Genomic DNA, 23,372 nt, shown 5'->3' with positions numbered 1-23,372 from the left:
GACGTATACTCATTCGCGCAATCTGGAAGCAGCTAAGGATTTCCTTGCAACTGTTTCGCAATCTCCTATAACAGTGCCCGCATTTTCTTATCGGCATGGGACCCAAAAACTGAAAGTGGATGCCGGTTGGTAGGCAGCCGGAACAAGAGAGCCCACGGCTGTTTCTGAGGGGAGAAATTCCTTTACAATCAGAGGTCGAATCTATATATTTCATGAGTTAATCTCCGCCCGATAAAGGACAATATGGTACTCGAGCATATCCGCAATTTTTCCATCATCGCCCACATCGATCACGGCAAATCCACCCTTGCCGACCGCCTTCTCGAATTCACCGGCACCCTCTCCGCACGCGAGAAGCAGGACCAGTTCCTCGACAAGATGGACCTGGAACGGGAACGCGGCATCACCATCAAGGCCCAGACCGTCCGCCTCAACTACCGGGCCGAAGACGGCAAGGACTACGTACTCAACCTGATCGATACCCCGGGCCACGTCGACTTCACCTACGAGGTCTCCCGTTCGCTGACCGCCTGCGAGGGCGGCCTGCTGGTGGTGGACGCCTCCCAAGGGGTCGAGGCGCAGACCCTGGCCAACGTGTACCTGGCCCTGGACGCGAACCTCGAGGTCTTCGTCGTGCTGAACAAGATCGACCTCCCCGCCGCCGAGCCGGAGCGGGTCAAGGCCGAGATCGAGGAGATCATCGGTCTCGATACCCATGACGCCGTGCTGGCCAGTGCCAAAGAAGGGATCGGCACCAAGGAGATCCTGGAAGAGATCGTCAAGAAGATCCCGCCGCCGCAGGGCGACCCCAACAAGCCGCTCAAGGCGCTGTTGTTCGACTCGTGGTACGACCAGTACCAGGGCGTCATCATCCTGGTGCGCATCGTGGACGGCACGGTGAAAAAGGGCGACAAGATCCAGCTCATGTCGAACCGGAAGAACTACGAGGTGCTGAAGGCCGGCGTCTTCTCCCCCGACATGCGCGAGGTCGCGGCACTCACCGCCGGCGAGGTCGGCTTCATCATTGCCGGCATCAGGGAAGTGGCCGACGCCAAGGTAGGCGACACCGTCACGCTGGTGCACAACCCCTGCGACGCGGCGCTTCCCGGCTACAAGGAAGTGAAGCCGATGGTGTTCTCCGGGCTCTACCCGATCGACACCTCCCAGTATGAGAGCCTGCGCGACGCGCTGGCGAAGCTCAAGCTGAACGACTCCTCCTTCTCCTACGACCCGGAAACCTCGCTCGCGCTCGGCTTCGGCTTCCGCTGCGGCTTCCTGGGTCTGTTGCACATGGAGATCATCCAGGAGCGGCTGGAGCGCGAGTTCAACCTCGAGCTCATCACCACCGCCCCCACCGTCGTCTACCGCGTGCACGGCACCGACGGCAACATGGTCCACATCCAGAGCGCGAACCAGCTCCCCCCGACCCAGGAGATCGCCTACGTCGAGGAGCCGTTCATCCTCGCCTCCATCCACGTCCCCAACGAGTTCGTGGGAGGGATCCTGGCGCTTTGCGAGGAGAAGCGCGGCGTGCAGCGCGAGATCAAGTACCTGACCCCGACCCGCGTCATGGTGGTCTACGAGCTGCCGCTGAACGAGGTGGTCCTCGACTTCTACGACCGCCTGAAGTCGATCACCAAGGGGTACGCGTCGCTCGACTACGAGCTTTTGGACTACCGCCAAAGCGAACTGGTGCGCCTCAACATCATGATCAACGGCGAAGTGGTCGACGCCCTGTCGCTGATCATCCACAAGGACAAAGCCTACTACAGAGGCCGCGAGCTGGTCTCCAAGATGAAAGAGTTGATCCCGCGCCAGATGTTCGAAATCGCCATCCAGGCAGCGGTCGGCACCAAGGTCATCGCGCGCGAGACCGTGAAGGCGATGAGGAAGGACGTTCTCGCCAAGTGCTACGGTGGCGACATCACCAGGAAGCGCAAACTCCTGGAGAAGCAGAAGGAAGGGAAGAAGCGCATGAAGAACGTGGGCAACGTGGAACTGCCGCAAGAGGCCTTTTTGGCCATCCTCAAAGTCGAAGGTTAGCCTAATTTAGGAAGGCTTGACCCTCCCATACCCTCAAAAGGAAGCAACAGCACATGGAAGATTACAAGAACGTTGTCGAAGATAAACCCGCTGAACCGGCCAAAGAAGTGAAGCCAGCCCAGGGCAAACACATCGTCCGCGAGTACCTCGAATCGATCATCATCGCGGTGCTGTTGGCCATGGTCATCCGCACCTTCGTGGTACAGGCATTCAAGATTCCCTCGGGCTCCATGGAAGACACCCTGCTCATCGGGGACCACCTGCTGGTCAACAAGTTCATCTACGGCACCAAGATCCCCGGGTTGGACGGGCGCATCCTCAAGATCCGCTCCCCCAGGCAGGGCGATGTCATCGTGTTCGAGTACCCCGAGGATCCCAGCAAGGACTTCATCAAGCGCATCATCGGCACCCCCGGCGACGTGGTCGAGGTGAAGAACAAGCGAGTCTACGTGAACGGGAAGCTGTATGCCAACCCGCACGAGGTGCACAAGGAGCCCGACACCGTTCCCAAGGAGTTCAACCCGAGGGACTTCAAGGATCCGGTCACTGTGCCTGCCGACTCCTACTTCGTCATGGGCGACAACCGCGACCGTTCCTACGACAGCCGCTTCTGGGGCTTCGTGAAGATGGACAAGATCAAGGGATTGGCTTTCATCAAGTACTGGTCCTGGGACAAAGACAAGATGCGCCCCCGCTTCGGATCTATCGGGAAGCTGATAGACTAACGCAAAAGCCTCTGGTACGCGAAGGGCTCTCCACATCGGAGAGCCCTTTTCTTTTGCACAGCACTGGCGTTTTAACAGGGATAAAAGGGGTAACAGTGATCAAAACCTAAGGCGGGTTTTGACGTATCCCTTTTATCCCCTTTATCCCTGTATGTATTTTCTTTCTTTGCGCCTTTGCGACTTTGCGTGAGACATCACAATAAAAAGAAGCCCCTGCCGCACATGCGCGGTCAGGGGCTTCTTTCATTCAGCTAAAAGGTAAAACAGGCAGCCGTTACGCCAGGTCCTGCACACCCTTGTAGATGATGTCGAACAGCTCCGGGATGTCCTGCTCGGCGATGCAGGAGAAGGCGATACGGAGGTCGGTCTTGGTGGTGGAGATGGCGCCGACGCCGTACTTCTCCAGCAGGTGCACGCGCAGCTTCTCGGCGTCCACGTTCTTCAGCTTGAGGCACATGAAGTAGCCGGAGTTGAACGGGTAGTAATCCCAGGCCTTTTCGTACTTGCCACTGTTGAGCACTTCCTTGGTCTTCAGGGCGCGCCCCTTCATGATCTGGAACTTCTCCTCCTTCTGCTTGAGGAAGTCCGGGGAGCGCAGCGCCTCGATAACGAAGGTCTGGGAGGGGTGCGGGCAGTTGGAGATGCGGGCACGGATGATGCCCATTGCCTTTTTCTCCAGGGCGTTCATCACCGGCGCGTTCTCGTAGTCGTGGCCGTCGGCGAAGGTGATGAAACCGGTGCGGAAGCCCCAGACGAATTCTTCCTTGGTGGCGCCGTCCAGCTTGACCGCCAGGATGCGCGGGTGGAGGTTGGCCAGCTTGCCGAAGAGGGACTCCTTCAGGCTGTCCTCGTAGAAGAGACCGAAGTAGGCGTCGTCGGTGATGGCGACCACGTTGCAGCCAGCCTCGGCGACTTCCTTGATGGCGGCGACCAGGGCGTCACCCTCGGCAACGGTCGGGGTGTAGCCGCTCGGGTTGTTCGGGAAGTTCAGCAGCACGATGACCTTGCCCTTCTCCTCGGCGGAGTTCTGCAGGGCGGCCTTGAAGGCGTCGACGTCGTAGCCGCCGTTGGCGGTGAAGGTTGGGTACTTTTTCACGATGGCGCCACTGCAGGTGCCGAAGGTGAGGTTGTAGTTGCCCCAGAGCATGTCCGGCAGGATCAGGTGATCGCCCTTGTCGACGAACATGTCGGCAACGATGGAGAGGCCGTGGGTCAGCGCGTTGGTGACGATCGGGCTGCTGAAGTGCTTGCCGACCTGGCTCGGGTTTTCACGCAGCATCTTCTCGCGCCACAGGGCGCGCAGTTCCGGTTTGCCTGCCGGCGGTGCATACGGGTAGATATCCTTCGGATCAAAGCCGGTCAGCTTGTCCTGGATGCAGGAAAGGTACATCGGGCCGCCGTTCTCGGTGGCGATGCCGATGGTGGCGTTGAACTTGTGGGCTTTTTCTTTTGCTTCAGCCGACTGGGTGAGGATCCCTTTGGGGAAGAAGAGGTTCTTGCCGAGATCAGACAGCATCTCCAGTACATGAGGGCTGTGCTGGGCCAGAGACTCGTTTAACTCCGCGGCTAATGGATTCATCAAATTCCTCCTGAAGCTTTAATGTGATATGCCCGAGGGCAGGACCGATGAGGTTAAGTAATCGTAGACTGGCCATTAAAACCCGTGGCCAAGCAGTTGTCAACGCTTAATGTGAGGCGATGCGGGATGATGTTCATTTTGATTATCCCCTCCCCCGGAGGGGGAGGGCTAGGGAGGGGGAAACAGTCGTCATCTGGAAACGCCCCCCTCCCGACCTCCCCCCTCCAGGGGGAGGGGCGGAGATCGAAGGTAAGGAACAGTTCCAACTAGCGGTTGAGCAGCATCTCCATCAGCTTGTATCCCGGCTCCACCTTGATCCCGGTCGCGGCAGCGGCGATCTCGTCGTACCCGGCCACGCCCGTCTTCTCCTTTTCCTCGCCGGCATAGATAACGAAGGGAACCGGATCGGAGCTGTGGGTCATCATGACAATCGGCGTGGGATGGTCGGGCGCGCACAGGATGCGGTAATCGCCGAACTGCTTCACCCCCTGCAGCACCGGTCCCACCACCTTCTCGTCGAAGAGCTCGATGGCCTTGATCTTGTCGGCGAGCTTGCCGGAGTGCGACGCCTCGTCCGGCGCTTCCACGTGCACGAACACGAAGTCGTGGGTCTTGAGCGCGTCGATGGCGGCCTGGGCCTTGCCGTCGAAGTTGGTGTCGAGGTAGCCGGTGGCGCCGGGGACATTGATGATGTCGAGCCCCGCGTAGACGCCGATCCCCTTGATCAGGTCGACGGCCGAGATGACGGCGCCGGTGAGGCCGAAGCGTGCGTCAAAGGTGTCCATGGCCGGGGCCTTGCCGTGTCCCCAGAGCCAGATGGAGTTGGCCGGCACCTCGCCTGCGGCGGCGCGGCGCTTGTACTGGGGGTGGTTGTGGAAGATCATCTGCGAAGCGTTCATCAGATAGATGAGCTTGTCTGCGCCCTCGCCAGACGGCATGTGCTCGGTGATGGACTGCCCGGAGATGTCGTGGGGCGGGGTCATCTTAATCTGGGTCCTGCCGCCGTGCCATACCATAAGGTGGCGGTAGCTGACGCCGGGGTGGAAGGAAAATTCCTCGTTGCCGAGCTGGCGCTGCAGTTCTTCGACCAGTTCACGCCCGTCAGCGCTGGAGATGTGGCCGGCGGAGTAGTCTTCCATGATCAGCTTGCCGCCGCGTGCCTCCAGGTGTACCAGGTTGAGGCGGAAGGCGACGTCGTCGGGGCCAAGGGAGACACCCATGCTGGCCGCTTCCAGCGGCGAGCGGCCGGTGTAGCAGTCGACCGGGTTGTAGCCGAATATGGAGAGGTTGGCAACGTCCGACCCCGGAGCGTAGCCTTGCGGCACCGTGTGTGCGAGCCCCAGTGTTCCGCGTTTGGCCATGAAATCCATGTTAGGCGTCTTAGCCGCCTGCAGGGGTGTTTTTCCTTCCAAAGCCCCGACCGGCTGGTCCGACATCCCGTCTCCGAGCAACACAACATACTTCATAGCATCCATCCTTTATCAGTAATCTGTGGTTAGAGTGAAACTCAATCTGTCACGCCAAGCCGCCAAGACGCAAAGGGTGAAACGTTCAGAATCACCAGCTTTGCTTAGTGTCTTCGCGCCTTTGCGGCTTTGCGTGAGGCGCTTTGTTTATCCCCTCGGGTGCGCCTTTTCGTGCAGCCGCTTCAGCCGCTCGCGCGTCACGTGAGTATAGATCTGCGTGGTCGAGAGGTCAGCGTGGCCGAGCATGATCTGCACGCTCCTCAAGTCCGCGCCGTTTTCCAACAGGTGCGTCGCGAAGGAATGCCGCAAGGTGTGCGGCGAGATGCCGCTCCTCACTCCCGCCTGCAGCGCCCTCTTCTTGATGATGTTCCAGAAGGCCTGCCGCGTCATCCCCTCACCGAGCCGACTCAAAAAAAGCAGCGGCGAACTCTTCTGCTTCAAGAGCTCCTGGCGCGCCTGCTCCAGGTACTCCCCCACCGCGTGACACGCAGCGCCTCCCATCGGGATCAAGCGCTCCTTGTCCCCCTTGCCGATGGTCATCAGGTACCCGGCGTCGATGTTGACGTCGCCTATCTTCAGTCCCACCAGCTCGGAAACGCGCAGCCCCGTGGCGTAGAGCAGTTCCAGCATCGCCTTGTCGCGCAACTCGATGGCGCCGGTGTCGAGCGGCGAGGCCAGCAGCGCTTCCACCTCGCGTGAACTGAGTACGCTCGGCAGCTTCTGGAGCCCCTTGGGCGCCTCGACGATGGCGGTCGGATTGACCTCGCAGTACCCCTCGCGCACCAGGAAGCGGTGCAGCATCCGAAGCGCCGAAAGCGCCCTCGCCCGGCTCCGGGGTGAGATCCCCTCCCCTTTGAGCTTGGCGAGATACCCGGTGACGTCGCTCGCCCGCACCTGCCCGGGCTCCCGGTCCCCCAGGTACGCGAGGTAGCGGGTCAGGTCCCTGCTGTAGGCGGCCACGGTGTTGTCGGCGGCCCCCTTTTCGACCACCAGGTAGTTCAGGAACAGGTCGAGGTAGCGGTCCACTAGCCGTCCACGGCAGCGAGGAGGTCCTTGCGGATCTCCTCGAGCTTACTCGGCTCGGTGATCTTCTGCCCGAAGATGTTCTTCACGTAGAACACGTCGGCGACCTGGTCCACCTTGGTGGAAATCTTGGACACGCCGATGTAGAGCCCGAGCCTGGTGAGCGTGCTGGTGATGCTGTACAAAAGCCCGACCTTGTCGTGGGCGTAGATGTCGATGACCGTGTAGTCGGAGGAAACCTCGTTGTCGATCTCCACCCGCGCCGGCACGGTCGGCTTCGCCTTCTCAGTGAGGATGCTGGGACGGTTGCGCTTAGCCACCAACTGCCCCACCCGGATCTTTCCTTCCAGCACCTGCCTCAGATCGGTCTCGAAACGGGTCCAGCGGCTTTCCTCGGTGATCACGAAGCCTTGCGGCGAATTCACCTGGAGGATATCCAGCACCTTCTCGTTGGTGTTGGTGTGGATCTGCGCGCCCAGGATGTTCATGCCGTTGGCCGCCATAACGCCGGTGATCATGGAGAAGAGCCCCGGGACGTCATAGGTGCAGATGGTGCAGTTGGTATAGCCGCGGTCCACCTCGTGGGACAGCTGCAGCACCAGCAGTTTCTTGGGCATCTCGAGCAGCGTGCGCACGTGCCCCGAGAGAACCTCGGGGGCATAAGAGAGCAGATGCCTGGTGGTGAGTGCCTGCAACTCGTCCTTGATGAGCTGCCCCGGGTAGTCGTCCGCCAAGAGGTCGAACACGGTCCTCTTGACCCGGCGCACCCGGTCCCCGGACGCCTCCAGCTTGAAGTCGCCGCGTTCCAGCACGGTGAAGGCCTTCTCGTAGAGCTCCTGCAGCAAAAGCGCCTTCCACTCGGTCCACACCTCCGGCCCCACCGCCTTGATGTCGGCGTAGGTCAACAGGTAGAGCATCTTCAGGTTCTCGCTTTTCTCCATCTGGCGCGCGAACTGGATGATCATGCGCTCGTCGTGCAGGTCGCGGCGCTGGGCGATGTGGGCCAACAGGAGGTGCTGGCGCACCAAAAACTGCAGCCGCTCCGAATCTTCCTTGATGAGCCCCATGCGGCGGGCGATGGTCTTGGTCAACTCGGCACCCACCTCGGCGTGACCGCCCCCCCCACCTTTGCCGATGTCGTGGAACAAGACGGCCAGGAGCAGCAACCAGCGCTTGTCGATCTCCATGGCGAGCTGGGTCAAGAGCGGCAGCGTGTCCTTGTGCTCACCGCGCCACAGCTTGGCCAGTTCCTCGACGGCGAACAGGGTATGGGTATCGACCGTGTAGATGTGGTAGACGTCGTGCTGCACCTTGCAGTAGATGCGCTCGAACTCCGGGATGAAGCGGATCAAAAAGCCCAGGTGGTGCATCTGCTGCAGGGTATCGTAGACCTTCTTCTCGGACTGCAGGATGTTGATGAAGGAGGCATTGGCCTCCTTGGAACGGCGGAACTTGTCGTTGACCAGGTCCAGGTTGTTGCGGATCAGGGTCTTGGTGGCCAGGGAGAGCGCCACCCCCTGCTTCTGGGCATGTTCGAAGATCTTGATGAGCCGCACCGGGTCCTTGGCGACCACGGCCTCATCCGGGACCACCAGTTCACCCTTCATGACGTAGAAGCCGTCTCCCACCGGGCGGCGGGTGAAGTAGCCCAGGATCTTGCGGGTGGAGTCCTCGCGCTGGCTGCACTTGGTGATGAGGAGCGAACTGAAGTGCTCGACGCGGTTGGCGTGCAGGTAGAAGTCCTGCATGAACTGCTCTACGGCGAGGGTCTTCCCCTTGTCCTCGTAGCCGAAGAAGCGGGCGATGGAAGTCTGGGCCTCGAAGGTGAGCTGGTCGTTCTTCCTACCGGCCAGGTAGTGCAGTTCGTTGCGGATGCGCCAGAGGTAGGAGAGCGAGCTGTAGTACATGCCGAGCTCCTCTTCCGAGAGGACCCCCTTGATTACCAGTTCGCGCGGCTCATCCACCTTGTACTTGATCTTGGCGACCCACATCGCAGTGTGCAGGTCCCGGAGGCACCCCTCCCCTTCCTTGATGTTAGGTTCCAGGATGTAGACGCTGGAGCCGTACTTCTCGCGCCGTTTGCGCAACTCCTCCAGCTTCTCGTTGATGAAGGCGTCGCTTCTCTTGGCGAGCACCTGGGTCACCATCATCTTCTTCAGTTCGGTAAAGAGGTGTTCGCTCCCTGTGAGCAGGCGCGCGTCCAGAAGCGCCGTCTTGACGGTGATGTCGTTGCCCGCCATCTCGACGCAGTCGGCGATGGTGCGCACCGAGTAGCCGACGTCCAGGCGCAGGTCCCACAGGAAGTAGAGCAAGCGGTTGGCCGCCTCCTCCACCACCTTGGAGTCCTTGCCGGAATACAGGAAAAGGAGATCAAGGTCGGAGTACGGGTTCAGCTCTCGCCGCCCGTAGCCCCCCACCGCGATCAGGGCAAGCTGACCGGTCTTGTGCATCTGCAGGTCGTCCGAGAGCGCCGTGAACAGCCTGGTCACCAGGGCGTCGGTCATGGCGGTGATGGACTGCACCACGGCAATGCCGTCCTCCCCTTCACGGTGCGAGCGCTTGGACTCCTCGCGGAAGTGCTCCAGGAACTCGCGCGCAGCGGCGAGGTAGGCGCCGCGCTTCTCCTCGAAGCTCTTGCCGTCCCCCTTCATCGCCTCGGAGAGGTATGCGTTTATGTTCAGGCGCATCACTCTTCCTTGGCGATACGCACTACCTGCAGGACGCCCGGGAAGGCCTTGATGTCGGCCTCGGGGAGGGTTTCGGTGTCGCCGATGACGCCGATGATGACCCGGTTCGCGCCGGTGGACTGGTGGATGTCGAAGCCACGCTCGATGAGGAACGACTTGATCTCTTCCTGGGCCTTTTCGTCGGCCGTCTTACGCATAACGATCAGCACCTGCCAATCCTCCCTTTAGTGTTCGCCGCGGGTCATGATGCGCTCAAGGCGGCGCGATTCGTCGATCACCCTCTCGAAGAGCCGCACGATGGCCTGGTCGTCCAGGGGCCCATGGTTCTCCGACGTCATCCGGGCGAAGATGCGCTTCTCCCGGGTCGGGTCGTAGACCGGCAGGTCGAGCCCCTTCTTTATCTCGCCTATTTTGAGGGCGAGCGAGGCGCGTTCGTTGAAGATGCGCAGCAGTTCGCTGTCCAGCCGGTCGATTTCGTCCCTGATGTCGTCAATGCCCATGGCGGCGTCCTCAGAACTTCTTCTTGATGTGGGTGTCGCGTTTCCAGTTCACGTCGTCGACGCCCGGGTAATCGATATTGTAGTTGAGCCCGCGCGATTCCTTGCGCATCTGTGCACAGGCGACGATCAACTGCGCCACGGTGGCGATGTTTCTCAGCTCGATAAGGTCCGAGGTGACTATGAAGTTCCAGTAGTACTCCTCGATCTCGTCCTGGATCAGCTCGATGCGGCGCATGGCGCGCGCGAGGCGCTTGTCGCTTCTCACGATGCCGACGTAGTTCCACATGAAGCGGCGGATCTCGTCCCAGTTCTGGGACACCACCACCATCTCGTCCGAGTTGGTCGCGGTGCCGGCGTCCCACTCGGGGATCTGCGGGAAGGAGAAGGTCTCGTCCTTGAGTATCTGCACCGCGTGCTCGTAGGCGCGCCCGGCGTAGACTGCCGCCTCAAGAAGCGAGTTGCTGGCGAGACGGTTGCCGCCGTGCAGGCCGGTGAAGGCGACCTCGCCGATGGCGTAGAGGTGCTTGATGTCGGTCTCGGCGTTGAAGTCCACCTGCACGCCGCCGCAGAGATAATGCGCCGCGGGAACGACCGGGAGCATCTCCTTCGTCATGTCGATGCCGTACTCGAGGCAGGTCTGGTAGATGTTGGGGAAGCGCGAGGTGATGTACTCGGCGCCGCGGTGCCTGATGTCCAGGTAGACGCAGTCGTCGCCGTAGGTTTTCATCTCGTTGTCGATGGCGCGAGCCACGATGTCGCGCGGGGCCAGGTCCTTCAGGTGATGGTACTTCTCCATGAAGGCAGTGCCGTCGCGGCGCTTGAGGATGGCCCCCTCGCCGCGTACCGCCTCGGAGATCAGGAACGAGCGGGCGTTGGGGTGGTACAGCGTGGTCGGGTGGAACTGCATGAATTCCATGTTGGCGATAGTCGCGCCGGCGCGGTAGGCCATGGCAACGCCGTCACCGGTGGCAACATCCGGGTTGCAGGTATAAAGATAGACCTTGCCGGCGCCGCCCGAGGCCAGCAGCGTAATGCGCGCCGCGAAGGTCCGCACCACGCCGGACTCCTTGTCCAGCACGTGGGCGCCCAGGCAGCGGTTCTGCTCCAACTTCTGCTTCAGCACCTTCGACTCGGTGACCAGGTCGATGGCGATGTGGTTCTCGTAGATGGTGATGTTCTCGTGCTTCTTGGCCGCCTCCACCAGGGCGCGCTCAATCTCGCGGCCGGTGATGTCCTCGGCGTGCAAGATGCGCCGCGCGCTGTGCCCCCCTTCGCGGGTCAGGTCGTAGGCGTCGCCGCTCTTGGTGAACTGCACCCCCCAGTCGATCAGGTTGCGGATCACCTGCGGCCCTTCCTCGACCACCATGCGCACCACGTCCTCGTGGCAGATACCGGCGCCGGCGACCAGGGTGTCCTGCACGTGCGCGTCGAAGGTGTCCTCTTCCGACGAGACCGTGGCGATTCCCCCCTGCGCGTAGTTCGTGGCCGACTCCGAGATGTCCCGTTTGGTGACCACCGCGACCTTGCCGTGGGCCGCAGCCTGCAGCGCGAAGGAAAGCCCCGCGATACCGCTGCCGATCACCAGAAAATCAGTTTTCTCCTTCATCAAACTACCCCCCGATAAGCTGGATTAGGCGTTTCTTGAGACCGAAAGTATGAGACGAAGCCGTGCAGCAGTCGCGAGTACTTCAGGAAAGGCTCAGGGGGTCATGGCGGCAACGTTGGGCCTGTGCCCTCAAAGGAGATTTCTTGGTGTGCGTCGCGGGTACCTTGCGTTCTTCGCGTAACCGGCTCGGGAAAACCCGCAAATTATTGATCCCAGCGAGATTTTTGTCAAGACTTTTGACAGGTTATAGCCCGCCAACGTTACATTAGACCTTGAATTATCATGCTTATTAGTCTATATATTTTCGTGGCGGAATTCCCTGTCCCATTAAAAAAGGAAGCTCATGCGCTTAACGTCACACCGACTTTCCCTGGCAGCCATCCTGACCGTGGCCGCACTGTCGTGGTGTATCCCGGCACCTGCGCGCGCCGACATATATAAATACGAAGATCCCGACGGAACCGTTCACTTCACCGACGCCCCCACCGACAAGCGTTTCAAGATCTTCATGCGCGACATAAAGAAGGACAAGCGTCTCAGGACCGCCTTCAAGCTTTCCGGCTATGCCCGCAACCCCGCCGAGTTCGAGCCCATCATCAGCTCCTGCTCGCGCGAGTTCGGCGTCGACAGTTCGCTGGTGAAAGCGGTGATCCACGCCGAGAGCGGCTACAACCCGAGCGCGGTATCGCCCAAGGGGGCACAGGGGCTGATGCAGCTCATGCCCAAGACCGCCCAGGGGCTCAAGGTCACCGACTCCTTCAATCCGTCCGACAATATCCGCGGCGGCGTGCGTTACCTGAGGTTTTTGTTGGACACCTTCAAGGGGAACGAGTCGCTGGCGGTCGCCGCCTACAACTGCGGGTTGAACGCCGTTGCCAAGTACGGCGGCATCCCCCCCTATCCCGAAACCCAGACCTACGTGTCCAAGGTACTCAGTTACCGGAACAGCTACCGATAGCGTAAAAGGCCAAGCATGCCCTCCACCCGATCCCAGATCATGAATCTCCCGAACATCCTGACCATGCTGCGCATAGCGGCCATACCGCTTCTGTGCGTCCTGTTGCTGTCGCCCGAGCGCGAACCCGGCTTCTGGGCCGCGGCGCTCTTCGCCGCAGCATCGGTCACCGACTGGCTGGACGGGTATCTCGCCAGGAAGATGGGGATCGTCACCGTGTTCGGCAAGTTCCTGGACCCGATCGCCGACAAGCTGATCGTCATGGCCGCGCTGATCATGATTCTCCCCTTCGACCGCGTGCCGGCCTGGATGGTACTGGTGATACTCGGGCGCGAGATGATCATCACCGGTCTGCGCGGCATCGCCTCCACCGAGGGTATCGTCATTCCGGCCAGCAACCTGGGCAAGTTCAAGACCATCTTCCAACTGGTCGCCATCATCGGATTGTTGCTGCACTACGACTACCACTGGTTCTTCGGCATCGACCATCCCCTGCTGGTAGTCAACATGCATAACGTCGGCATGTTCTATCTCTGGATCGCGACCGTGATTACCATCTGGAGCGGCGTCGACTACCTGAGTAAATTCGTCAGGGTGATAGCCAAATAAAAATTTCATATTGACACCGGCGAGGGAATCAGGTTATAAACGGGACTCATTTGATGTACAAGGCGGCATGGCCAAGTGGTAAGGCAAAGGACTGCAAATCCTTCATTCATCGGTTCAAATCCGATTGCCGCCTCCAATAAAAACAAGGGGTTAGCTAAGCAAGCTAACCCCTTGTTTTGTTTGTCGTGGCCTTATCCGTGGCCTCTACTGGCGGGGCCATCTCCTCGTCAAATACACCTTCTGGCATACCATTTATTACGGCAACGAAATTGTCAAAGAATTAGCCTTAGCACCCCTGCTTCCGGAGCAGGGGGGGCGGAGGTTCCAGTTCTCTCATTCCGACCGTTTAAAACAAAGGCCCTCGGTAATAGCCGGGGGCCTTTTGCGTTGGCGCACCGGTCCAATTCGCGAAGAAGATTCATCTCCAAGCCTAGTCTCTCTCGCATCAGCCTTCTAGCCACCGACTCGACTGGTCAACCTCCTGCCTCGCCACGACTTCCGCCCAGCGGTTCCTCTCATTCCGGCCATCTATTGAAAAGGCCCATGGAGAAATCCAAGGGCCTTTTCGTTGTCGCTCCGGTCTTCCTCCCTTCCGCGAAAATATTTCCTCTTCTCCTCTAGCTTCTCTACCACCCGCCCCAGATCTTTCCGCAGGACACACGACAGCGCAAAACTCCTCCGCTCCACCTAATTCTTCCCCGACATTGCCTTCTAGAGGCGCCAATGGGTTGCCCCCCTAGTACGTCATCCCACTGCGGCCAACGACAAGGGCTTCGCCGGGGGGCAGGCTTTTCCGGCACGACAGGCTGTTCTTCCTCGATCACAACCTTCACCTTCGCCACAGCGGCTCAATCCTCGCCAACGGCGCGGGGGGAGGCGTGTGCCTCCTGCTATTTTCTTCGCCTGTAGCCTGAATACTCCCATACCGGAACACCTCCTTTTCGTTTTCTCGGGACACCGGTTCCCCGACTTCCCCAACAATACCATGTTCTTTCCGCTTTCCCGAATATCTCCTATTTTCCTGCAGATATCACCTTTTTGGCGGTACCGCTCCGGCCCGTACCTGACCGGGACCAACATGAACGCAGGAGTAAACATGATTGGATTCGAGAACGAGCAAAAGGTGCAGCAAGCATCGGAGGGGGCGGCCAAGTCGGCGATGCTGACCGTCATCGAGGCCGCCCACACCAGCATCCTCAAAGTAAGCTTCGACGCCATCGCCGACTGCGGCGGGGACTTTCCCCTGTTGGAACCGGGGGACGACCTCGCTGTCTTCCATGATAGAGAGAAGGTGAATCGCACGGCCTTACGGAGCCGAAACCAGGAACTGCTAGTTAGTGGCGCTTCCCGCGGACGGCGGAACCTTCGCCCTTCACCTCCCAAGCAGTGAACCTTGCTTCTTTGCCCCCAAAGGGCTCACAAGAATACCTTCAGAAAAGTCTGCCCGTAAAGGCATTGCTTTGTATCTTTTTTAAAAAGGGGGAAGACCATGTCCAACGAGGGAAAGCACTCTAGTATACATGATGTGGATCCTGTGGGATCAATACTGTTCAAAGTAGCAGGAATTCAGGCATTCTGGGATGATTTGCACTCTAAAGTTCGAGTCCCAAATGAATTTCAGTGGAAGCTGGCTGGGATGCAAGGGTTGGTTCAGACCGAACAAAGGACGTTGCCGTATCGGGAGATTCTACGTGACGTCCTGTACGCATACGATGCAGAACCATTAACCCCCTCAATTGCGGGTCCAAAAAATACAATTATAGGCAAAAACTGTTTGCACAGTCCACTAATGGCGCTCTTGGCAACGCCATTGTGGCAACACGCCGTTGAGACTGGTTATCAATTCATAAAAACAGTGGAAAACGACAAGACTGTCTCGACTTCAAGAATTTGGGCATACCTGATCCCTATCGTGGCCCATGATATCGGGAAGTTGCGCAGACTCCGGCCTAGCAGGTATAAGAGCGAACAGCACCCGATTCTTGGAGCAATTGAGTTGGACGGAATCATCGGCGGCAGATTACCTGCAAACATCAAGGAAAAACTAGTAAATGCCGTCTTAAACCACCACCGACTCATACGCACTTTGGAACGATCTCGACAGCAGATCGCCATTGCTGTCGTTGTATGCGATCGGATGGCACGCGGCAAGGAAAGCCAGTTCGACTTCGATAATTTAATCGCGTCCGTGCATCGGAATGATGACACATGCTACGGACATCCAGAATGAAACGACATACTGTTAATCAGGAAAATCGAAAGCAAAGATAATCAAAGTTCAAACGACATATTCCTAATACCTTTGGTTATTAAAAGGGAAAATCGAAAGCAAACTCACAGCCATGGAGCCATACATGAAACGAACAGACAGTTCCAAAACACCAAAGCCCAAATACAGAAAAATCGACCAAGGTGACCCTGTGATCGCAAACAGAATACGGGAGTTCTCAGAGCGGACGCGCTTCCCTAGGTACTGCATCGTAGATCTTATGGTTAAGGGGGCGTTGTCGCCGGATCTCAATTCGGAATGCGATATACATATGCGGGATTTCGTCCTGCCAACACTTCTAAAAAATCGAATTTTCCTTAAAGCTACCCTCTCCAAAATCGGAGGGCATGAAGCGCAACTTAAGTTCGTGGATTCGCTGCGTGAAGATAGCCCTTTCCATGACTACATCCGCTCAAGGTTCCTGAAATTGCAGCAAGGCCAAAAAACATTGAGATTGGAAATGGTAATTGCCGATCTCAGAAGCTGCGGTCCCTACATAAAACTTTCAAAAAACACTGATGACGCCATGCTTATCAAAGTTATTAAAAAAATTAAAAATAAATTACAACTCATTGAGAACAGAAATAGGAAAAAGTCGGGACAGCATAGAAAGCTGGACTGGCTGAGAGAGCAGTTAGTCATCACGATTTCAAGTACGAAATTATTTGGAGATGATTTCGATTTTATTGCAGCTCTGTCCACAGCTAAGACATATAACAGTAGGACAATTGGGGCAAAACTCGATGAAATCGGTAATAATTACCCTTTCACCGTCGATGAACGAACCAACATTTTAAAAACAGCCGCTATGCGCGCTTTCCAGCATATACAGGGCGAATTGCCTTCAGACAAGATAGATATCGTGCTTGGCCCAGGGACCTCAGCGAGGTTGATTGCATATTCTGCCGACCGCAGTGGCTCGAAAGATGGTCACAAAGCCAGTCTTTCACAAATATTTTACAAATTGTGGTGGGTTAAGGAAGTATTCGAAGACTATTCAATAGATTTAGAAATTCCAGAAATCATGCTCGACTCCGTAGATTAAAGTCTCCGCATGATGCGGTCCGCCCAGCAAGTATCGACCATATTTCCTTCCTATATGAAGCCACAGCAGTGAATGAGGAATCAATGGGCAGGCGAGAAGCGACAACTGCTCAAGCCGCAAACTGTAGGTCGATCGGCGGTCGAGTAGACCGGTTTCTCCCTACTAGTCCCAAGAGTGGCACCTCCGTTAGCCTCCTGCCGGGGCCAGCATGCCGATGGAAATCTTGTCCTGGTAGATGGCCTTGGGTTCGTTGGCGAGCCACTTCCACTCCGGGGTGTGCACCATGTTGACCAGGAAGACGTGGCTGTGCACGTCCGGGTCGAGGGCGCGGGAGGTGACGTGATCGAATTTTGCGGCCACGATATTCCCGGCGACTCGTGTCCCGTCGGGGGTGCGGTAATGCCTGTAGTGCTCCTCCACGTACTTCATGGTGTTGACAACGGCTAGGTCCCAGATTTCCTTCACCTGATGGTTGCCGGCGGCGTAGGCCACGGAAAGTGATTTGGGGGCGGAAAAGGTGAGGTCGTTGCCGGCACGGTGCACCTCCTCCTTCTCCCACTGCTTCATGATCGTTTTCGGCGCCACCAGTTGCTCTATTCCGTCCGGGGTCTTGCCTGCAGCCACATTCCGGAAAGCCTGTTCGTCCACCCTCCCGATGAGCTTCAGGTCCTTCGCCATTTTGCCGAGCCACAGGCTCGACTCGCCACCTTTGAGGTAGTAGTCCTCGGTGGCGAAGTACTTCCCCGCTTGGCTCGCAGTCATGCCGCCGTGGGAGAGGGAGAGCATGGCTAGAGCTCCCCTGCCGTCATGGTGCCCGTCAGGTTGTCGAAGAAAAGCGGAGAGGTTGCCGCGGACCCGCGCGCCGTTTTGGGCTTAGTTCGAGGTTTAGCGGGAGAGACAGCGCTGGCCTGTACGGGAAACTGCACCGCTGGGGCCGATACGCGGTAGCCGGCGCCGGCCGCCTGGAGGATCCGGTTGATGTAGCCGGTTCCCTTCCAAGCTTGGCCGGTGTTGTAAGCGGAGAGTGCCCGGAAAAGGGACTGGGTGGCATCGTAGCTTTTGTGTTGGGCGTAGAATTCGGCCAGGATGGTGGTGCCGATGCGGATGTTTTGGCAGGGATCGAAGAGATCCGCGAGGGTGAGTCTCATGGGGCGGATGTGGCAGCTGTTCACCTGCATGAGGCCGATGTCGATGTTGTGTCCCTGGCGCAAGAGACGGGTGGCTAGCTGCACCGCCTCCGCGGCGTTTTTGGTAGCGAAGCTCTTTTTGAGGGTGTTGTCGCCGATGGCGAAGGGATTGCCGCCACTCTCGACCTGAATGATGGCCTGGGTGGTCTCGGGGGAGACGGCCGGGCCGCACTCGGCGAGCATGGTTGAGGTGTAGAGCGCGACGCCGATCATGAACATGGCTCCCCTCCCCTACTGAAAGGTCACAATCGGCGTCGCCACTCCCTTGATCACGGAAAGCCTGATAGCACCCATGTAGCGGCCGTCGAAGGAACGCGGGATGTGAGTGGCGACCGGGAGGAAGTACCCGGCGGGGACCTCGCGGCACCCTTCCAGCTTCGGCAGCGGCTTCCCCTCCTGGTCGGAGCGGTAGACCGGACCAATGAAGGTCCCGTTGACGATGAAGCGCTCGTTTTCGACGCAGTAGGAGTCCCCTGCGACGGCTCCGACGTGCTTAAGGAGCGACCATCCTTCGGGTAGCCAGCCTCGTCCGTAGACGTACTGCCGGAACCCTTCCGGGACCTCCATGATGACCATGTTCCCGCGTCTGACGCCCCCCTGCAGTGGATGGAGGCGATACAGGCCGATCGGCTCGCTGTCGGTCAGGTTAATCCAGAACACCCGTTGCGACCGGGTAGCGAGGGCGTGCAGCACAGCCAAGAGAAGCAACACCAGCACCATCCGCCTTAACACCCTCTCATGACGTATCTGTATAGCCATGCCGTCACGATCTCCGTCTGCAGGGCGAATGTGGGGCTTTGGCAGCCATTCCTGCCCCGTCTTCCTCCGGCTTAAGGGGTTCAGCAATCGACCTAAGCGGTATCCTCCGATGGAGTATATTTAGACTTTTTTAATTCGCAAGAAAACGGATGGTATTTACGCTGTGTGGTTTGGATGTTGGCCAGCAGGTGCGGCCGCGCGCGGTTGCTCCTGCTGGCGCGTTTGCGGGTTTCCGCCTGCCGACCTGACGGGACGACAGGCGGGGATATGGTGTTGCGAGGGAAGCCGGTTTTCGTGGGAGCGGTGCAGCTGGGGCAGAAACGGATCGGTCCGGTCGGGATGGGAATACTTTTCCATGGGGGCGAGTAATCCGTGACATTGGCTTCTCAGAGTCTTACTATATGGGCGCTTCAAAGGACGATTACTGTTTGCAAACCTGGCCTATTGAGCTGATGGAGATATTGGGGGCCAGGCCGGCGGTGGTTTTGGTGATTTTCAGATTGGATTAAATAATAAGAGTTTTATCCCGATAAGTTGCAGCAGATCATCATGCAGCACAGGGTAAAGGTGCTGACGGAGAAGCGCATCACCCGGTCCGGGTTGTCCCACCGCCGAAGCGCCTTCGAGGAACGAAATGACAAGTGCCGATAATCGACGCTGGCGGGAAAGAGTCGCCACCACTTCGATCCGCACCAGATTGCTGCTGTTGGTCCTCGCCCTGTCAATTCCACTCAGCTGCATGGTCTGGTACGACATCTACCGGGAGATGCAGGAGACGGTCGCCCACACGAAGACGTCGCTGCGCACCCTGGTCCAGATGATGGTCAGCAACACCGGTGGCAAGATCGCCCGGACCCGCAGAAGTCTGGAACTCCTCTCCAACCGCCCGCAGGTCAAGCGGCTCTCTGCCGACAGCTGCGATCCCGCACTGGCCTATTTCCACTACTTGAGCCCTGACTACTCCAACGTCGTGTACACCGACCTGAACGGGACGGCCGTCTGCTCCGCCGTACCGCAACCGGGCGGCAAGCCGGTAAACGTAGGCGCGACCCCGTGGTTCCGCAACTTCCTGAAACAAAAAAGCTTCGTGGTGGGGGCACCGCACTTCGGCCCCATAACCGGGAAATGGGTCTCGGTACTGAGCGCACCGATCCACGACGACAGCGGCAAGCTCGTGGGTGCCCTCCATCTCCCCCTCGACCTCGATGCGTTCGACCCAGGCATCCCGGCCCAGTACCTCCCCAAGGAAAGCCGCTACGGCTTCATCGACCGTGACGGGACCCTGGTCTGGCGCAACGAGGATCCCGACGGCGCCATTGGGCGTCCGCCGAAGTCCGCTGTCGGCAAGGCAATTGTCCGGACCAGGGACGGCGAACTGGAGAGCACGCCATCCGACGGCATCCCCCGCTTTTATTCCGTCAAGCCGGTGCCGGGTACCGACTGGATCGCCTTCGTCGGAGTCCCGGTCAAGACCATTCATGCGGGAGCCCGGAAGGTCGCCCTGCGCGGCGGGTCGCTGGCTGTGTCAGTGGTGGCGGTCCTCACCCTGCTCGCATTCTACATTGCGCGCAGCATTACCAGACCCATAGCGGGACTCGCCAAGGTGGCCAACGCTGTCCACAATGACGTGCTCTGGGTCAGGGCGGCGGTGGCCGGCCCGGCAGAAGTCGCCACCGTGGCGCGGGAGTTCAATGCCATGCTGGACTCCATGGCGCGCCAAGACGCCCAGTTGCGGGCCTTCCTGAACAACAGCGACGTCATCGCCTGGCTCAAGGACGGCGAGGGAAGGTATGTGTTCGTGAGCGACAACTTCCTTAACAGGATGAAGCTTGCCGCGGAGCAGGTCATCGGAAAAACCGACTACGAGATCTGGCCACAGGAGGTCGCCGACACCTACCGCCGCAACCAGGACGAGATCCTCAAAAACGGCCGTTCGATGGAGTTCATCGAGCAGGGGCTTGAACCCGACGGTACCGTATCCTGGTGGCTGGCACACAAGTTCATCTTTGACGAAAAGGACGGCACACGGCTTTTAGGCGGACTCGGCGTCGACATCACCAGACGCAAGCAGGCCGCCGACCGAGACGAACAGATCCTCAAGTCCGCCATGGACGGCTTCTGGCTCCTCGACGAGACTGGTGGGCTGAAGGAGGTCAACGACACGGCCTGCGCCATGCTGGGGTACTCGCAGGAGGAGATGCTTACCCTGCGCGTCGCCGACATAGACGCGCTGCTCGACCAGAATACGGTCCTGCAGCGCCTTCGGGAGCTGACCACGAACGGGAGCTGTTTCTTCGAATCCCGCCACCGCCGCAAGGACGGCAGCGAGATCGAGGTCGAACTGTCCGCCGGGTACCTGCCGGGCGAAAGGGTTTTCCCGGTTTTCGTCCGCGATGTCACCCAGCGTAAACTCTTGGAGCATCAACTGCTCCAGTCGCAGAAGATGGAGGCGATCGGCCAACTGGCGGGCGGCGTCGCCCACGACTTCAACAACATCCTCACCGTCATCGCAGGTTACGCGAACCTGCTCAGCTTCGAGGGAACACTCAGCGCAGGGCAGCGCGAAGCCGCGAGCCACATCATTAACGCGTCCGAGAAGGCCGCGCAGTTGACCAGAGGGCTCCTGGCGTTCAGCCGCAAACAGGTGTTGAACGTCAGGAACAATGACTTAAACGAGATCGTGCGGCACGTGCAGACCTTCCTGACGAGGATCATCGGGGAGGACATCCGACTCAGAGTGCTGAGTAACGAAGCAGCTATCCCTGTGCATGTTGACGGTGGGCAGATAGAGCAGGTACTGATCAATCTGGCCGCCAACGCCCGCGACGCCATGCCCCAGGGGGGAGTGCTGACCTTGGCAACCGGCGTCGTGCAGATCGACGCCGGTACCGCCGGCAGTCCCCCTCCCGGGCGCTACGCCTTCGTCTCGGTAGCCGACACCGGCTGCGGCATGGACGAGGGCACTCGCCGCAGGATCTTCGAACCCTTTTTCACCACCAAGGAGGTAGGAAAGGGGACGGGACTCGGGATGTCCATTGTCTACGGCATCGTGGAGCAGCATAACGGCACCATCGATGTCACCAGCGAGCCAGGCAAGGGGACCACGTTCAGGATTTTACTTCCCGCTGCGCAGGTAGACGCAGTGGTGCCGGTAGAGGACGCCGCTCAGGCGCCTGAGGAAACACTAAGAGGGAAGGAGACCATCCTCATCGCAGAGGACGAGGCAAGTGTGCGAAGCCTCGTGGCTAAGGTACTCGAAAGGTACGGGTACCGCGTGATACAGAGCAGCGACGGCAAGGAAGCGGTCGAGAGATTCCGCAGCCACCGCGACGAGGTCGACCTGGTCATCTTGGACATGATCATGCCGGGTATGAACGGCAAGGCCGCCTACGATGCGATACGCGCGGTGAGGCCCGGGGCCAAGGTACTCTACCTGAGCGGCTACACAGCGGACTTCATCAAGAACCGCGGCGTTTCCGAGGCCGTGGCCGATCTGGTCATGAAGCCGGTACGGCCAGCCGAACTCGCCAGGAGGGTGCGCGAACTGCTGGATAGCTAACACACCGCCCCCGTTGCTAAGGGAATCTCTCAAGAAAAAAAGGGGATTTGAGGGGGGTAGACGTAGCCGGACGGTGCGGCTGTGGGCGCTCCGTCCGGCGCCTTTGATTTTCCGGATGCCTGCTTGCCGGTCAGGCGAGCGGGAAGACGGTGTGGTGAGGAAACCGGTTTGCGGGAGGAAGACGGAGCCGGAGCTTAGGCGGAGGCGGAGCCTGGATCATGCAAACGGGGTGGGGCCGGGAAAGCTGCCTGGAGGCTTGCCGCAGGGCTGCTTTGGCCCACTTGTCATGCTCCCCGCCGCTGTGTATAGGTATCTAAAAAAAAATAGTTTTCAACTCGATCAAAGCGACGCGAAGACGATGTCATCCTTGCCCTTTCCTTTCACCTGATACATAAGTTCGTCAGCCTTCCTGATGATATCCTCCGCACCGCAAGCGGGGTCGCCAATCGTGATCACCCCGATGCTTAAGGACACTGCCCACCGATTTTCTTCAACCACTGCCATGACCTGCGCCCTGAGCTTGGCCATGGCATTTCGGGCACCATCTTCATTGCATCTCGGCAATAAAATACAGAACTCGTCCCCGCCCATGCGCGCGAAAATGTCCGTCGCCCGCAAGTTGGCCCTGATACAGTCGACAACCGCCTTGAGAAGTTCGTCTCCAGCAGCATGTCCCATCGTGTCGTTCACCGCTTTGAAGTTATCCAGATCGAGATATGCCAGGGAAGATACGCAGCATCCCCGCTGTTGTCTGGCAAGTTCATATTCGACCATTTCAAGGAAAGCCCTGCGGTTGTAGGCACCGGTAAGAGGGTCGGTCCTGCAAAGGGCAGCCGATGCGTCCAGCAGCACGCGGATCCTGGCCAGCGCCGCCACTGCCGCGAGAAAAACGCCGAGGTTGGAGAGGACGTCGAAGACCATGGCGGGAGCGGAAAAGGTTCTGTAGTGGCTGGCAATCAGGATGCAGGCCATGAGCGAAAGACCGAGAGCGCATCGAGCGCCCACGAACCAGGCGACGAACGACACCGGAAACAGGTACACGAAAGTGAACAGGTACTGGTCAGGAAGGCAGATGTCGAGGAGGAACACAGCGCTCGTTGACAGCAGTGCGATGAGCCGTATCCACTTAGCCTCCAGCGCCTCCAAAAAGCGGAAATAGCGTCCCATCAATGCAAACATCCTTTACGCCTCCATAAATGCAACGGCCGTCGAGAAGCAGACGGCATGCGCACACCATTGGACTGGTTTGCGACCTTGGTGAGGCCCGTTTCAGCCCCCCGGAGCAGCGGAGCGGGCGCCGAGAACCAGGTAGGCCGGCAGCGTCTCGACTGTTTAGAAAGCGTTTCGGCCCAACTGTCGA

19 protein-coding genes and 1 tRNA gene are annotated in these 23,372 nt (G+C 59.0%); 9 read left to right on the top strand and 11 right to left on the bottom strand.

Translation table 11 applies throughout. The annotated features are described in order from the left end of the window. Positions 1-243 precede the first annotated feature (243 nt). Together lepA and lepB are read left to right on the top strand one after the other, a co-directional pair. Positions 244-2,043 (top strand): translation elongation factor 4, encoded by a 1,800-nt coding sequence (lepA, locus tag K7R21_RS04025; RefSeq protein WP_216798643.1) that lies wholly within the window; start codon positions 244-246, stop codon positions 2,041-2,043. A gap of 53 nt (positions 2,044-2,096) precedes the next feature. Then, entirely contained in the window at positions 2,097-2,768 is a 672-nt protein-coding gene (gene lepB, locus K7R21_RS04020) for a signal peptidase I (RefSeq protein WP_224982000.1), read from the top strand. Between the two features lie 274 nt (positions 2,769-3,042). Here lepB and K7R21_RS04015 read toward each other — a convergent pair whose 3' ends face one another. The 7 genes from K7R21_RS04015 to nadB form a co-directional block, all read right to left on the bottom strand. After that, a complete protein-coding gene (locus tag K7R21_RS04015; RefSeq protein WP_224981999.1) occupies positions 3,043-4,347 on the bottom strand; it encodes an aminotransferase class I/II-fold pyridoxal phosphate-dependent enzyme in 1,305 nt (434 codons plus the stop codon). Positions 4,348-4,613: 266 nt separating this feature from the next. Continuing rightward, a complete protein-coding gene (locus K7R21_RS04010) occupies positions 4,614-5,813 on the bottom strand; it encodes a cofactor-independent phosphoglycerate mutase (protein ID WP_224981998.1) in 1,200 nt (399 codons plus the stop codon). Positions 5,814-5,960: 147 nt separating this feature from the next. Next, positions 5,961-6,839: a site-specific tyrosine recombinase XerD gene (xerD, locus tag K7R21_RS04005; protein ID WP_224981997.1), complete on the bottom strand. Its 879-nt coding sequence runs from the start codon at positions 6,837-6,839 to the stop codon at positions 5,961-5,963. Then, complete coding sequence (glnD, locus tag K7R21_RS04000; protein ID WP_224981996.1) at positions 6,839-9,523, bottom strand: [protein-PII] uridylyltransferase; 2,685 nt, start codon at positions 9,521-9,523, stop codon at positions 6,839-6,841. Before glnD ends, xerD begins: the two co-directional genes overlap by 1 nt. Continuing rightward, positions 9,523-9,732, bottom strand: a complete 210-nt coding sequence (locus K7R21_RS03995) for a hypothetical protein (protein ID WP_224981995.1) — start codon at positions 9,730-9,732, stop codon at positions 9,523-9,525. Before K7R21_RS03995 ends, glnD begins: the two co-directional genes overlap by 1 nt. Positions 9,733-9,747: 15 nt before the next feature. Then, a complete protein-coding gene (locus tag K7R21_RS03990) occupies positions 9,748-10,023 on the bottom strand; it encodes a chorismate mutase (protein WP_224981994.1) in 276 nt (91 codons plus the stop codon). Between the two features lie 10 nt (positions 10,024-10,033). Beyond that, positions 10,034-11,629, bottom strand: a complete 1,596-nt coding sequence (nadB, locus tag K7R21_RS03985) for an L-aspartate oxidase (RefSeq protein ID WP_224981993.1) — start codon at positions 11,627-11,629, stop codon at positions 10,034-10,036. A gap of 343 nt (positions 11,630-11,972) precedes the next feature. On the opposite strand from nadB, the gene K7R21_RS03980 reads away from it, so the two are divergent. From K7R21_RS03980 to K7R21_RS03955, 6 genes are all read left to right on the top strand, one after another. Beyond that, a complete protein-coding gene (locus tag K7R21_RS03980; protein WP_224981992.1) occupies positions 11,973-12,587 on the top strand; it encodes a lytic transglycosylase domain-containing protein in 615 nt (204 codons plus the stop codon). Between the two features lie 15 nt (positions 12,588-12,602). Continuing rightward, complete coding sequence (pgsA, locus tag K7R21_RS03975; RefSeq protein WP_224981991.1) at positions 12,603-13,193, top strand: CDP-diacylglycerol--glycerol-3-phosphate 3-phosphatidyltransferase; 591 nt, start codon at positions 12,603-12,605, stop codon at positions 13,191-13,193. 61 nt (positions 13,194-13,254) lie between these two features. Then, positions 13,255-13,329: transfer RNA gene (locus K7R21_RS03970), tRNA-Cys, on the top strand. A 960-nt stretch (positions 13,330-14,289) separates the two neighbouring features. Beyond that, positions 14,290-14,583: a hypothetical protein gene (locus tag K7R21_RS03965; protein WP_224981990.1), complete on the top strand. Its 294-nt coding sequence runs from the start codon at positions 14,290-14,292 to the stop codon at positions 14,581-14,583. A gap of 99 nt (positions 14,584-14,682) precedes the next feature. Next, positions 14,683-15,423 (top strand): hypothetical protein, encoded by a 741-nt coding sequence (locus K7R21_RS03960; protein WP_224981989.1) that lies wholly within the window; start codon positions 14,683-14,685, stop codon positions 15,421-15,423. Positions 15,424-15,547: 124 nt separating this feature from the next. Next, positions 15,548-16,507, top strand: a complete 960-nt coding sequence (locus K7R21_RS03955; RefSeq protein WP_224981988.1) for a hypothetical protein — start codon at positions 15,548-15,550, stop codon at positions 16,505-16,507. Between the two features lie 186 nt (positions 16,508-16,693). Here K7R21_RS03955 and mobF read toward each other — a convergent pair whose 3' ends face one another. The 3 genes from mobF to K7R21_RS03940 are packed head-to-tail and all read right to left on the bottom strand — an operon-like array spanning position 16,694 to position 18,453. Continuing rightward, positions 16,694-17,293 carry a MobF family relaxase gene (mobF, locus tag K7R21_RS03950; RefSeq protein WP_224981987.1) on the bottom strand — a complete coding sequence of 200 codons (600 nt, stop codon included), beginning with the start codon at positions 17,291-17,293 and terminating at the stop codon, positions 16,694-16,696. A 2-nt stretch (positions 17,294-17,295) separates the two neighbouring features. Beyond that, the gene (locus tag K7R21_RS03945; RefSeq protein WP_224981986.1) at positions 17,296-17,913 is read right to left on the bottom strand and encodes a lytic transglycosylase domain-containing protein; all 618 of its coding nucleotides are present in this window, start codon (positions 17,911-17,913) and stop codon (positions 17,296-17,298) included. A 12-nt stretch (positions 17,914-17,925) separates the two neighbouring features. Continuing rightward, entirely contained in the window at positions 17,926-18,453 is a 528-nt protein-coding gene (locus K7R21_RS03940) for a S26 family signal peptidase (protein WP_224981985.1), read from the bottom strand. Positions 18,454-19,087: 634 nt separating this feature from the next. On the opposite strand from K7R21_RS03940, the gene K7R21_RS03935 reads away from it, so the two are divergent. Next, positions 19,088-22,012, top strand: coding sequence for a PAS domain S-box protein (locus K7R21_RS03935; RefSeq protein ID WP_224981984.1), 2,925 nt, complete (start codon positions 19,088-19,090; stop codon positions 22,010-22,012). A 339-nt stretch (positions 22,013-22,351) separates the two neighbouring features. Here K7R21_RS03935 and K7R21_RS03930 read toward each other — a convergent pair whose 3' ends face one another. After that, positions 22,352-23,191 carry a GGDEF domain-containing protein gene (locus tag K7R21_RS03930; RefSeq protein ID WP_224981983.1) on the bottom strand — a complete coding sequence of 280 codons (840 nt, stop codon included), beginning with the start codon at positions 23,189-23,191 and terminating at the stop codon, positions 22,352-22,354. Positions 23,192-23,372: the final 181 nt, after the last annotated feature.

The organism is Geomonas agri (assembly GCF_020179605.1).
GTDB lineage: Bacteria > Desulfobacterota > Desulfuromonadia > Geobacterales > Geobacteraceae > Geomonas > Geomonas agri.
This window is presented reverse-complemented; position numbering and strand designations above follow the sequence as displayed.